The sequence below is a fragment of the Ezakiella peruensis genome, from assembly GCF_900215725.1.
Classification (GTDB): Bacteria; Bacillota; Clostridia; order Tissierellales; family Peptoniphilaceae; genus Ezakiella; species Ezakiella peruensis.
The window spans coordinates 989,769-1,001,871 of the sequence record NZ_LT962469.1 but is presented as its reverse complement, the minus strand read 5'-3'; the positions used below and the strand labels follow the sequence as shown (position 1 = coordinate 1,001,871).

The 12,103-nt window shown below is 37.3% G+C and carries 12 protein-coding genes, 10 tRNA genes and 1 rRNA gene; all 23 read left to right on the top strand.

The genetic code is table 11. From position 1 onward, the window contains the following. Positions 1-80, top strand: a 5S ribosomal RNA gene (rrf, locus tag CUU59_RS08360); the annotation flags it as partial. 68 nt (positions 81-148) lie between these two features. Further along, positions 149-223 (top strand) — tRNA-Asn (locus CUU59_RS04930). Between the two features lie 19 nt (positions 224-242). After that, a tRNA-Met gene (locus tag CUU59_RS04925) sits at positions 243-318 on the top strand. Positions 319-322: 4 nt separating this feature from the next. Continuing rightward, positions 323-397: transfer RNA gene (locus tag CUU59_RS04920), tRNA-Glu, on the top strand. A 21-nt stretch (positions 398-418) separates the two neighbouring features. Next, positions 419-494: transfer RNA gene (locus CUU59_RS04915), tRNA-Val, on the top strand. Positions 495-543: 49 nt separating this feature from the next. After that, a tRNA-Asp gene (locus tag CUU59_RS04910) sits at positions 544-620 on the top strand. Between the two features lie 5 nt (positions 621-625). Next, a tRNA-Tyr gene (locus tag CUU59_RS04905) sits at positions 626-711 on the top strand. Between the two features lie 6 nt (positions 712-717). After that, positions 718-792 (top strand) — tRNA-Gly (locus CUU59_RS04900). A gap of 28 nt (positions 793-820) precedes the next feature. After that, positions 821-894, top strand: a tRNA-Gly gene (locus tag CUU59_RS04895). A 3-nt stretch (positions 895-897) separates the two neighbouring features. Beyond that, positions 898-974: transfer RNA gene (locus CUU59_RS04890), tRNA-Arg, on the top strand. 3 nt (positions 975-977) lie between these two features. Next, positions 978-1,054 (top strand) — tRNA-Arg (locus CUU59_RS04885). A 94-nt stretch (positions 1,055-1,148) separates the two neighbouring features. Beyond that, entirely contained in the window at positions 1,149-1,418 is a 270-nt protein-coding gene (rpsT, locus tag CUU59_RS04880) for a 30S ribosomal protein S20 (protein ID WP_099950870.1), read from the top strand. Positions 1,419-1,588: 170 nt separating this feature from the next. Continuing rightward, positions 1,589-2,062, top strand: a complete 474-nt coding sequence (locus tag CUU59_RS04875) for an NUDIX hydrolase (RefSeq protein ID WP_099950869.1) — start codon at positions 1,589-1,591, stop codon at positions 2,060-2,062. Between the two features lie 312 nt (positions 2,063-2,374). Further along, positions 2,375-2,818, top strand: a complete 444-nt coding sequence (gene rplM / locus CUU59_RS04870; protein ID WP_099950868.1) for a 50S ribosomal protein L13 — start codon at positions 2,375-2,377, stop codon at positions 2,816-2,818. Continuing rightward, positions 2,818-3,198 (top strand): 30S ribosomal protein S9, encoded by a 381-nt coding sequence (gene rpsI / locus CUU59_RS04865; RefSeq protein ID WP_099950867.1) that lies wholly within the window; start codon positions 2,818-2,820, stop codon positions 3,196-3,198. The genes rplM and rpsI overlap by 1 nt, the downstream gene beginning before the upstream one ends. 605 nt (positions 3,199-3,803) lie before the next feature. Further along, positions 3,804-4,916, top strand: coding sequence for a glycine cleavage system aminomethyltransferase GcvT (gcvT, locus tag CUU59_RS04860; protein WP_099950866.1), 1,113 nt, complete (start codon positions 3,804-3,806; stop codon positions 4,914-4,916). Between the two features lie 26 nt (positions 4,917-4,942). Next, positions 4,943-5,326, top strand: coding sequence for a glycine cleavage system protein GcvH (gcvH, locus tag CUU59_RS04855; protein ID WP_099950865.1), 384 nt, complete (start codon positions 4,943-4,945; stop codon positions 5,324-5,326). A 3-nt stretch (positions 5,327-5,329) separates the two neighbouring features. Next, entirely contained in the window at positions 5,330-6,667 is a 1,338-nt protein-coding gene (gene gcvPA / locus CUU59_RS04850) for an aminomethyl-transferring glycine dehydrogenase subunit GcvPA (protein ID WP_099950864.1), read from the top strand. After that, on the top strand, positions 6,667-8,127 hold the full coding sequence (gene gcvPB, locus CUU59_RS04845; RefSeq protein ID WP_099950863.1) for an aminomethyl-transferring glycine dehydrogenase subunit GcvPB: 1,461 nt from the start codon (positions 6,667-6,669) through the stop codon (positions 8,125-8,127). Before gcvPA ends, gcvPB begins: the two co-directional genes overlap by 1 nt. 45 nt (positions 8,128-8,172) lie before the next feature. Further along, positions 8,173-9,072 (top strand): YitT family protein, encoded by a 900-nt coding sequence (locus CUU59_RS04840; RefSeq protein WP_099950862.1) that lies wholly within the window; start codon positions 8,173-8,175, stop codon positions 9,070-9,072. Positions 9,073-9,130: 58 nt separating this feature from the next. Further along, on the top strand, positions 9,131-10,105 hold the full coding sequence (locus tag CUU59_RS04835) for a stalk domain-containing protein (protein WP_169922860.1): 975 nt from the start codon (positions 9,131-9,133) through the stop codon (positions 10,103-10,105). 175 nt (positions 10,106-10,280) lie between these two features. Continuing rightward, positions 10,281-10,760 (top strand): 5-(carboxyamino)imidazole ribonucleotide mutase, encoded by a 480-nt coding sequence (gene purE, locus CUU59_RS04830; RefSeq protein ID WP_099950860.1) that lies wholly within the window; start codon positions 10,281-10,283, stop codon positions 10,758-10,760. Next, positions 10,761-12,101, top strand: coding sequence for an amidophosphoribosyltransferase (gene purF, locus CUU59_RS04825; protein WP_099950859.1), 1,341 nt, complete (start codon positions 10,761-10,763; stop codon positions 12,099-12,101). It abuts the gene before it with no gap. Positions 12,102-12,103 lie beyond the last annotated feature (2 nt).

The following is a 12,103-nucleotide window of genomic DNA, read 5'->3' as shown; positions in this document are numbered from 1 at the left end:
TGCCGAACACAGAAGTTAAGCCTCACAGCGCCGAAGGTACTCTGACGGCAGCGTCACGGGAGAATAGGTCAAAGCCGCACAGAAGAAATTAAAGAGGGACATTTGAATGCCCCTCTTTAATGTATTCTAAAGATAAGTATTTCACCCAGCTTGTGTAGCTCAACGGTAGAGCAACCGGCTGTTAACCGGTAGGCTGTAGGTTCGAGCCCTACCACAAGCGCCAATATAACTTTTATCTTTGACGCGGAGTGGAGCAGTTGGCAGCTCGTCGGGCTCATAACCCGAAGGTCGCAGGTTCAAATCCTGCCTCCGCAACCATTTAGGCCCTATGGTCAAGCGGTTAAGACATCGCCCTTTCACGGCGGTATCCCGGGTTCGAATCCCGGTAGGGTCACCAATTTTATTAATATAAAACTATGGGCGGTTAGCTCAGTTGGGAGAGCATCTGCCTTACAAGCAGGGGGTCATAGGTTCGAGCCCTATACCGCCCACCAATTAAATTTAATAGGAGGTATATGCATTAGCATATATGTGAAAGCATGAGGCCCGGTAGTTCAGTTGGTTAGAATGCCAGCCTGTCACGCTGGAGGTCGACGGTTCGAGTCCGTTCCGGGTCGCCATTTATGGAGGAGTACCCAAGTTGGCCAAAGGGGACGGACTGTAAATCCGTTAGCTTAGCTTTCAGTGGTTCAAATCCACTCTCCTCCACCATTTTATGCGGAAGTGGCTCAGTGGTAGAGCATCGCCTTGCCAAGGCGAGGGTCGCGAGTTCGAATCTCGTCTTCCGCTCCAATTTTTTATAATTATAAATTCAAACTTTGCGGGTGTAGCTCAGTGGTAGAGCCCCAGCCTTCCAAGCTGGTTGCGAGGGTTCGATCCCCTTCACCCGCTCCATTTGCGGCTATAGCTCAGTAGGATAGAGCAACGGACTTCTAATCCGTGTGCCGGGGGTTCGAATCCTCCTAGCCGCGCCATATGCGGCACTAGCTCAGCTGGATAGAGTGTTTGACTACGAATCAAAAGGTCAGGGGTTCGATTCCTCTGTGCCGCGCCAGTAAAACCACCCAGTGAGGTGGTTTTATTCTGAGCTTTTTCTTGACTTTTTACATTATATTTTGTATAATATATCTATTATTTGGAGGTGAAAAATGGCTAATATTAAAGCAGCTGAAAAGAAAATTCGCGTTATTGAAAAGAAAACTTTGGTAAACAAGAGAAGAAAGAGTGAAATTAAAACTTACATTAAGAAATTTGATCAACTTATTGATGCAGAAAATTATGCTGAAGCAGAACAAGTTTTAAAACTTATCGATAAGAAGCTCAAGAAAGCTGAACAAAGAAACCTCCTTAACAAGAACAATGTTTCAAGGAAGATGTCACAGCTACACAGAAAGCTTAATGTTGCAGCTTCAAAATAAGAACTCATGGGACTTGATAAAAGTCCTTTTTTTATTATAAATTTTTATTTTGATCTTATGCTTTAGTTTCTTTATATATGATTGCTGTTTAGATCAAATAGGGGTTTGTAAGCACGGATTTATGTTTTGAAAATATGTCTTTTGATAATTTATATAATAGGAGGTTGATTATGTTTTTAAAGCAGTCTTATACTGTTTGTTATATTAGAAGACTCGATGGAAAAACTTTATTTCTTGAAAGGAATAAGAAGAAAAATGATATTAATCATGCAATGTTTATCGGTATAGGCGGTAAGATTGAAGAGGGCGAGAGTCCTGATGAGTGTGTCAAACGAGAAGTATATGAAGAAACGGGACTTAGTTTAAAGAATATTAAATTTTGTGGACTTGTTAAATATTATTTAAATGAAGATTATTTTGAGAATATGTATGTCTACTACTCAGATGATTATACGGGAGATCTTAGAGAGTGTGACGAGGGCAGCTTACACTGGTTAAGCTTTGAAGAGTTTATAGAGATGCCTCACTGGGAAGGTGATGTTTTGTTTTTACAAAAGGCTATTATTGGTAAAGAATTTCCTGACATGGAACTCTATTACGACAATAAGGGTCTAAAATCATTTAGGAGGATTGATGGGGATTAAAATCCAAAAGATTCGTTCCTTTAATGATTATCGATTCTTTCCTGGTCCTATATTTTTTATATAAATAAGGTTGTTAATTTTTTATATCAATGATGTAGATAGGTTGAAACAGAAAGCTAAACTTGTTTTATAAGAAAATCTTTGTTTTTATTTTTATATGATAAAAATATTATTATAAAAGCAGATTTGTTTGTTTTAAATGCTTGACAAATGTATGTTAAACGTGTATAATACATGAGTATTGTTTTTTAAGGAGGACCCGGAAACCTCGTTATTAAACGTCACTATATTGCTCGAAAAGGAGAAGAAATTATGAAATCATATATGGCTAAACCACATGAAGTAGAGCGCAAGTGGCTATTAATTGACGCCGATGGCATGGTTCTAGGTCGTCTAGCTACTGAGGTTGCAAAACTTCTTCGTGGAAAACACAAGGTAACTTACACTCCACATGTTGATACAGGAGATTATGTAATTGTTACAAACGTAGATAAGATGATTCTTACAGGAAAGAAACTAGATCAAAAGAAGTATTACTATCACACAGGATACCCAGGAGGACTTCGTTCAGTTGATTACAAAACAATGATGAGCGATACACCTGAAAAGGCTTTAATGTTAGCTGTTAAGGGTATGCTTCCAAAGAATGCCCTAGGTAGAAAGATGATCAAAAAACTCCGTGTTTACTCAGGAGAAGACCATGGTCATGAGGCACAAATGCCAGAAAAGTACGAATTTGAAGGAGGTCGCAGATAATGTATCAAGCAAATGGTAGAAGAAAAACTTCAACAGCTCGTGCTATTCTAAGAGAAGGCAACGGAAATTTTGTTGTAAACGGTCTTGATGTTAACGAATATTTCGAATATGAAACACTCAGAAGACTTGCAAAGAGCCCACTTGATTTAACAAACACTCTTGATAAATACGACATTACAATTCTTGTTAATGGCGGTGGAAAGAGTGGACAAGCTGGTGCTGTAAGACACGCAGTTAGCCGTGCTTTGTTAGTTGCTGAACCAGACCTTCGTCCAGTTTTAAAACAAGCTGGTTACTTGACAAGAGATTCAAGAATGAAGGAAAGAAAGAAATACGGTTTCAAAAAGGCAAGAAAATCAACACAATTCTCAAAGAGATAGTATTTATTGCTTATATAGAAATTATAAACCCTGCAGTTTTAATACTTGCAGGGTTTTTTGTTGGCTTAATATTCATTAAAATAAAGGGAAATAAACGATGGTAACTAACACATAACTAACACGTAGCTAACACGAAATTGTTGAATGATTTGTCGAGACCTGTATTTATGTAAATTGTATACTTATAAATGGCTAAGCTTGTAGATTAAACTTACAAGTTTTTTGCTTTTTATTTTGCTTGTATACAGAAAGGAAAATTATCTTTATCTGTAAGTAATATAGCTAAGTGGATTATAATGTACTTGTGTTATGTAAACTTTATTTTTAAAATTCTTTTGCTTGGGGCAACTGCTAAATGTGGTTTAAATTTATTTTATATGATTATTTAATTTAGTCGATTTTATTTTAGTTAAGTTATATTTGAAAGCCTAGTTTTTTTAAACCTTTACTTACTTTAATTATGTCATAAGAGTTTTTAATAGGATATTTCTATTTTTTAATAATTGAATTTTGCCTGGATGTGTTGAATATTATACTTTATTGGGGTATAATAAACACAAGGACTGTTATGAGGATGTCCCAATAATATAAAGGAGGTATGTATTATGACAATGAAGACTCCGCTTTATGAAAAGCATGTTGCACTCGGTGGCAATGTTGTTGAATATGCTGGCTGGATGTTACCTGTAGAATACACAGGTCTAAAGGACGAACACAATGCTGTTCGTGAAAGAGCCGGAATGTTTGACGTTTCTCACATGGGTGAGATTTGGGTCGAAGGCAAGGAAGCAGAAAAATTTGTTAACTACCTGATGACAAATAACATTATTAATCAAGAAGACAATCAAATTCAATACACATTTATGTGCTATGAAGATGGTGGTGTTGTAGATGACCTTTTAGTCTACAAATATAATAATGAAAAGTACTACCTAGTAGTTAACGCTGCTAATGTAGACAAAGATTTTGATTGGATTAAAGAACAATCTAAGGATTTTGATGTAAAGGTTACAAATGTTAGCAATGAAGTTGGCGAAGTAGCTGTTCAAGGCCCTAAGGCTCAAGAAGTTGTCCAAAAACTTACAGATCTTGACTTAGATACTATAAAGTTCTTCTATTTCAAGGATGATGTTGAAATTGCTGGAGTTAAATGTATGATTTCCAGAACTGGCTACACCGGAGAAGATGGTTTTGAAATCTACACAACTAACGAAGGCATAGTTAAAGTTTGGGATGCAGTTTTGGAAGCTGGCAAGGATGTTGACTTGAAACCATGCGGACTTGGCTGCAGAGATACTTTAAGATTTGAAGCTTCACTTCCATTATATGGACAGGAAATTTCAAAGGAATTAAATCCTGTAGAATCAGGCTTTAAATACTTTGTAGATAGAAAATCCGACAACGATTACATTGGAAGAGAAGCTCTATTAAAGATTGCTGAAGATCCAAAGAAAGTTTTGGTTGGATTTGAACTAGTAGGCAGAGGTATTCCTAGAGAAGGATACAAGATTGAAAAAGATGGAAAAGAAATTGGCCATGTTACAACAGGCTATCTATCACCAACTCTTGGAACCAGAATTGGAAACGCCTTGATAGATGTAGAGTACAAGGGTATTGGCAACACATTTGATGTTATGGTTAGGAACAAACCTGTAGAAGCTAAGATTATTTCAAAGAAATTCTTAGAAGCTAGAGGCGACCAACATAAAAACAAATAAACTAATTAAATTTTAGGAGGATTAAAATGGAAGTAAAAAAAGATTTAATGTACACAAAAGACCACGAATGGGTCAAAATTGAAGGCGAAGAAGCATATGTAGGCCTATGTGACTATGCTCAAGATCATCTAGGTGAAATCGTTTACGTTGAACTACCTGACGTAGATGATGAATTTGATGTAGAAGATGCTGTTGCAGCTATCGAATCTACAAAGGCAGCAAGTGACTTATTTGCACCTATGGCTGGTGTAGTTACAGAAGTTAACGAAGAACTTGAAGACGCTCCTGAACTATTAAATGAAAAACCATACGACGCATGGGTTGTAAAAATGAAATTAGAAGACGCATCAGCTACTGATGATCTAATGAACGCTGAAGAATACGAAAAATATCTTGCAGAGGAGGCATAAGTAATGCACCCATATCTTTCCCATACGGAAAGTGATATTAAGAAGATGCTTGATACAATAGGCGTAAAGTCTATTGACGATCTTTTTAATGATATTCCTGAAGATATGAGGGTAAAGGGAGATCTAAATTTCGATAAGTCAAAATCAGAAATCGAAGTTAGAAATATAGTTGGTGGAATGGCTGCTAAAAACCTTACACCAGCTTTTATCCCTTCATTCTTAGGTGCAGGAATTTATGATCACTATATTCCAAGTATTATACCAGCTATTACTTCTAGATCGGAGTTCTATACTTCATACACTCCATATCAACCAGAAGTAAGCCAAGGTACCCTACAATATATTTATGAATTCCAAACAATGATCTGTGATTTAACTGGCATGGATGTTGCAAACGCTTCTGTTTATGACCACTCAAACGCAGTTGTTGAAGCAGCTATTATGTGCGCTGCTGTTTCAAAGAAAAAGAAAGTTATCGTTTCTGAAACTTTGAATCCAAGTGCTAGAATGGTTTTAGACACCTATGCACACGCACAAGGTTTGGAAGTTATCACAATTCCACAAAAAGATGGGGTTACAGATGCTGAAGAATTAGAAAAAAATATGAGCGATGATGTAGCTTGTGTTATGGTTCAAAATCCAAACTTCTTTGGTATTATTGAAGATGCTAAGAAGCTTGGCGAAATTGCCCACACAGGCAAAAAGACATCCTTTGTAGTAAGTGTTGATCCTATTTCACTTGGTATCATGAAGAAACCTTCAGAATATGGTGCAGACGTTGTTATAGGTGAAGGCCAAGCCATGGGCGTTAATATGAGCTTTGGTGGTCCATCTCTTGGTTTCTTTGCAGTAAAAGAAAAGTTTATGAGAAAGATGCCAGGCCGTATTGTTGGTCAAACTGTTGATCACAATGGCAAACGCTGCTACGTACTAACACTTACAGCTCGTGAGCAACACATTAGACGTGACAAGGCAACTTCAAATATCTGCTCTAACCAAGGTGTAAATACTTTGGCAGCCAGCATTTATATGTGCGTAATGGGTAAACAAGGCCTAAGACGCGTTGCTGAACTTTGCACACAAAAGGCTCACTACCTACAAAAAGAATTAGAAAATAAGGGCTTGAAGCTAAAATATGATCAACCTTTCTTCAAAGAATTTGTAGTTACAGGCATTAATGAAGAAGAACAATACAATGCTCTCCATGAAAAGAATATTATCGGTGGCTTAGCCCTAGATAGATTCTTCAAGGACATGGATAAGGAAATTATGTTTGCAGTTACTGAAAAGCGTACAAAAGAAGAAATGGACGCTTTGGCTAAATACTTGGAGGTAAAATAATGTTTAGAAAATATGATAGTTTAATTTTCGAAGTTTCAACTCCAGGCAGAACTGCATACCAATTACCAGCTTGCGATGTTGAAGAAAAAGATTTGAAGGACTTTATTCCAGCTGATTATTTGTCAGATGAATGCCCAAAACTTCCAGAAGTTAACGAAGTTGATATCGTTCGTCACTACACAAATCTTTCCAACAAAAACTACGGAGTAGATACAGGTTTCTATCCACTAGGAAGCTGTACCATGAAGTACAACCCAAAGATAAATGAAGAAATGGCTGCACTACCAGGTTTTGCTGGCTTGCACCCTTACCAAGATTCAAGACAAGTTCAAGGTGCTCTTGAACTAATGTATAATTTCCAAAATATCTTGGCAGAAATCAGTGGCATGGATGAAGTTACTCTCCAACCAGCTGCTGGTGCTCAAGGTGAGCTCACAGGTATTATGTTAATCAGAAAGTACCACGAATCAAGAGGCGACTTCAAGAGAAACAAGGTTATTGTACCTGACTCAGCTCACGGTACAAACCCAGCTACATCTTCAGTAGCAGGTTATACTCCAGTTGAAGTACCATCTGATGAAAACGGTCTGGTTGACCTAGATGCTCTAAGAGCTGCTGTAGGTGAAGATACAGCTGCACTTATGCTTACAAATCCAAACACTTTGGGACTATTTGATAAGCACATCAAGGAAATCACCTCAATTATCCACGAAGCTGGCGGACTTTGCTACTATGACGGTGCAAATGCCAACGCTATTATGGGTAAGGCACGTCCTGGTAAAATGGGCTTTGACGTTATCCACTTTAACGTTCACAAGACCCTATCCACACCTCACGGTGGCGGCGGACCAGGTGCAGGCCCAGTTGGATGCAAGGACTTCTTAAAAGAATTCCTACCTGTTCCAATTGTAGAAAAAGATGGAGATAAGTACTTCTTAAATTACGATAAGGAAAACTCAATTGGTAAGATGAAAGACTTCTACGGTCACTTTGGAATCCTAGTCAGAGGTTACACATACTGCTTGACAATGGGTTCTGACGGACTTAAGAGGGCAAGTGAATTAGCAGTATTAAACGCTAACTACTTGGCAAGTTTATTAAAAGGTGAATACAACCTACCAATTGATACAACTTACAAACACGAATTTGTTCTAGCAGGACTCAAAGACCATGAAATGTCAGGTGTTACAACACTTGATGTTGCTAAGGGATTAATCGATAGAGGCTTCCACCCACCAACAGTTTACTTCCCATTAATTGTTGACGAGGCTCTAATGATTGAACCTACAGAAACTGAATCTCTAGAAACACTGGATGCATTTGCAGGAGCAATGTTAGATATTGCAAAGGTTGCAAAGGAAAATCCACAAGAGCTCAAAGAAGCTCCACACAATACAGATATTTGCAGACCTGATGAAACGCAGGCTGCTAGAAACCCAATCGTTAAACACGCTTGGTAAAATTATAGGCGGCTTTTTAAGTCGCCTTACATAATGGAGGAAAGTATGAAGGAATTGGATTTAAATAAGGATAAGGTCAAACGCCTTAGAAATATAAAGCCACAGACCACTGTTAAGCAGGCTATATTAATTGTAATAGGAGTAATTATGATTGCTATTGCAATCCATTTCTTTTTACTTCCTAATGACTTATCACTTGGAGGTGCAACAGGTATTGCCCTTATCTTGAGTAAGTTAACTGGCATATCAGCTCCACCACTTTTAATAGTGGCTAACATATTTTTATTTATAATGGGATTCATATTTATAGGCAATAAATTTGGAGTGCTTACTGTAATTGCTTCTCTTGGTTTATCAGCTCTGGTATGGATTTTAGACGTTTTAATTCCGCTTCAAGGACCTATAATCGATAATATGTTCTTGTCATTAATAGTTGCCTGTATTTTATACGGGGCGGGGGTTGGTATTGTTTTAAACCAAAACGCGTCTACAGGTGGCAGTGATATTATTGCCAAGATATTAAATAAATTTTTAGGATTAGACTTAGGCAAGGGCTGCTTACTAACAGACTTTATCATAACTATGATAGTTGGCTTTAACTACGGTTTAGAAATTGCTTTATTCTGCCTGGTTGGTGTTATTTTAACTGGGCTTATTGTTGACTATACAATAGATGGTCTAAATGTTGGTAAGCTATGCTATATAACAACTTCTCAACCGGAAAAGATCTGCGAATTTTTAATCTCTATTGGAAGAAGCGCCACTGTCTACAAGGCAAAGGGTGCCTACTCAAACACAGATAGGGAAATTATACAGACTGTAATTAATAACCGTGACCTGATAAGGCTAAGGACTTTTATCCACCAAATAGATGATAAGGTCTTTATGGTTGTTACAAATGCCCACCAGGTATTTGGCTGGCACTGGAAAAATATTTGGGATTAGACTTTTAATTTTACTGTTTTTATGTTACAATTACCTTAGAAAGGGGTTCGGATTCACAATGAAAAAATTATTTAAGTACTCTTTAATAATTGTTCTTATGTGTTTTTTGGTTTTGCCAATTCAGGCAAAAGAAAAAGACCTTGTTAGAATGAAGGGTATTATAAATCATGACTTTAAAGAAAAACCTTATATTGTGGATTCTGTAAGCGATGATACGCTCTTTATGCTTCCTTTAAGAGAAACTATGGAGGCTCTGGGTTACAATGTAACCTGGTATAGAGATGGTAGGATAACTGTAAAAAAAGGCTTGATTAGAGCATCTCTCATAGTAAACAAGGATGAATATAGAGATAGGTATGACGAACTGAAAAAGATTTACACAACTCCAGTTTACAATGACGGGGTTTGTTATGTGCCAAATACTTTTTTTACTCAGGTTTTGGAATATGACACCTTTATTATAGGTGATAGTGTTTATCTTAGAAAAAAGATTGACGGTATAATCTCCAGGTCTAGTGAATCCATTATCAAATATGAAAATAGTGGGACAAGTGATGTAACGATCGCATACCCAGCCTTTACTGCTAAAAAATATGAATTCGTAAATAGAGAAATAGAAAAATATATAGAACGCATAAAAGAAGAGTACAGGTTTGACCAAGTTAATCTTTTGTATGACATTGCGATTTCCAATTCAAAAGTTGTAAGCGTTATCTTTAAAGGTGATCTGATCAGTGGTGAGGATTCAAAATACTTTTTTGATTCTTTGAACTTTGATATAAAGAACCAAAAGAAGATTGATTTTAAAGATATTATAGTCGACACAAAGTCATCCAATAAGTTCTTGAAAGAGAAAATGAATTTGGATGATGACTATGACTTTAGGATTGAAGATTTTAAAATGTATATAGTAAAAGATGCCCTGGTAATATATAAAAACTCAGAGCAAAATAAAACGATAAATAAATATTTTAAATTATATGAGTTAGAGCATCTTTCTTCAAAATATGGAGAATTTTTGTTCGATCGTTAGGATAAGTGCATCTAGGGAACCGTGATTTATCAAAGGACCAAGCGATGCAAGAAGTGCTTCATTGGCACTTCCACACCGTAGGGATAAAAACCCAGACGGGTAGGTTTTCCCTACCCGTCTGGGTTTTGTGTTTTTAATGGACATTTGTTAATATTTTGTAAAATAGGAGGTCATTATGAAAGTAGCAATTATTATGGGAAGCATTAGCGACAGGGATGTAATGGAAAGGGCAAAGAAAATTTTAGATAAGTTTGAAATTGAAACACATTGTGAAGTTATTTCTGCTCACAGGACTCCAGAGAGAGCCATTGAATTTGCATCTACAGCTAGGGAAAATGGAATCGACGCAATTATTGCCATTGCAGGAAAGGCTGCTCACCTAGCAGGTGTTGTAGCTGCAATTACAACTGTGCCAGTAATTGGTGTTCCAGGCAAAACATCTGTAATGGGTGGACTTGATTCACTCTTCTCAGTTGTTCAAATGCCAAAGGGAATTCCAGTTGCAACAGTTGCAATTGATGGTGGAGAAAATGCAGGTCTACTTGCAGTTTCAATGCTATCCTTGAAATACCCTGAACTAGCCCCCAAACTCGCTGCTTACAGGCAAGAGCTAAAGGACCAAGTAGTCGAAATGAATGAGGAGCTAGGCAAATAAATGAGCGGCGTAGCTGGTGTTTATTCAAAAAATAGTAGTGCAAAAGAGTATATTTATTATATGCTCTACGCCCTCCAACACAGGGGCCAAGAGTCAGCAGGGATTGCTTGCTACAACAATGGTCTTATAGATTATCATAAGTCACAAGGCTTGGTTAATGATGTTTTTCCAAAGGATATTATGGAAAGATTGGCTGGCAATATTGCCATTGGCCATGTTAGAATGGCTGCCAAGGATGAGGGTCTTGATTACCCTTATTTGCAACCAATAGTTGCTGGTTACAGGCAAGGGGCCCTGGGTATTGTCCACGATGGACATATCTCAAATGCACCTCAACTAAAAGAAGAATTGCAAAACCAAGGTTATATGTTCCAATCCTTTTTAGATACTGAAGTAATTGCGACCTTGCTTGCAAAAAATACCAAGGAAAATATTGAACAATCCATTTTAGATACTGTTAAGATGTTAAAAGGATCCTATTCAATTATAATTATGGCCAATGAAAGTCTTTATGCAGTGAGAGATTTTTATGGGATAAAGCCACTTTCAATTGGCAAGCTCAATGATAAATACCTGGTCGCAAGCGAGACTTGTGCCTTTGACTCAATAGGCGCTGAATTTGTCAGAGATGTGGAACCAGGTGAAATAGTTAGGATTAACGAAAATGGTATAGAAGTCATTCAAAAAGGTGATCCATCTAGAAGGAAGCTTGGAGTTTTTGAAATGGTATATATAGCAAGACCTGATTCATATATTGATGGCAAATCAATTTACTCGGTCAGAAGAAATGCAGGAAAAATATTGGCTCAAGAATCTCCGGTAGATGCAGACCTAGTTGTTGGAGCTCCTGATAGTGGCATTAGCTTTGCTATTGGTTATGCAGAAGAATCAGGCATTAAATATACAGAGGGTATTATCAAAAATAGATATGTAGGCAGGACCTTTATTCAGCCGACCCAAGAAATGCGTGAGCTAGCTGTTAGGATCAAATTAAATCCTCTTAGAGAGTACATCGAAGGCAAGAGAATAGTCTTGGTTGACGACTCTATTGTAAGGGGAACAACCATGAAGAGGACTGTTAAAATGCTTAGGGATGTAGGTGTTAAGGAAATTCATTTGAGGATTGGAAGCCCAATGGTTAAGTATTCATCAAATTTAGTTATGAATACACCTACCAAAGCTGAGCTCATTGCAGCTAATCACACAAAAGATGAAATTAGAGATATGATTGGTGCCGATAGTTTGGAATTTATTTCTACAGAAGGATTATATAAAGCCCTTGGAGGCAGAGAATTTACTGAGGCGTGTTTTACAGGAGTATTCCCAGAAGGGACAATATAAGG

Coding starts and splice junctions, on each gene's coding strand:
- rpsT (WP_099950870.1), top strand. CDS start 1,149: ATGGCTAATATTAAAGCAGCTGAAAAGAAAATTCGCGTTATTGAAAAG.
- CUU59_RS04875 (WP_099950869.1), top strand. CDS start 1,589: ATGTTTTTAAAGCAGTCTTATACTGTTTGTTATATTAGAAGACTCGAT.
- rplM (WP_099950868.1), top strand. CDS start 2,375: ATGAAATCATATATGGCTAAACCACATGAAGTAGAGCGCAAGTGGCTA.
- rpsI (WP_099950867.1), top strand. CDS start 2,818: ATGTATCAAGCAAATGGTAGAAGAAAAACTTCAACAGCTCGTGCTATT.
- gcvT (WP_099950866.1), top strand. CDS start 3,804: ATGACAATGAAGACTCCGCTTTATGAAAAGCATGTTGCACTCGGTGGC.
- gcvH (WP_099950865.1), top strand. CDS start 4,943: ATGGAAGTAAAAAAAGATTTAATGTACACAAAAGACCACGAATGGGTC.
- gcvPA (WP_099950864.1), top strand. CDS start 5,330: ATGCACCCATATCTTTCCCATACGGAAAGTGATATTAAGAAGATGCTT.
- gcvPB (WP_099950863.1), top strand. CDS start 6,667: ATGTTTAGAAAATATGATAGTTTAATTTTCGAAGTTTCAACTCCAGGC.
- CUU59_RS04840 (WP_099950862.1), top strand. CDS start 8,173: ATGAAGGAATTGGATTTAAATAAGGATAAGGTCAAACGCCTTAGAAAT.
- CUU59_RS04835 (WP_169922860.1), top strand. CDS start 9,131: ATGAAAAAATTATTTAAGTACTCTTTAATAATTGTTCTTATGTGTTTT.
- purE (WP_099950860.1), top strand. CDS start 10,281: ATGAAAGTAGCAATTATTATGGGAAGCATTAGCGACAGGGATGTAATG.
- purF (WP_099950859.1), top strand. CDS start 10,761: ATGAGCGGCGTAGCTGGTGTTTATTCAAAAAATAGTAGTGCAAAAGAG.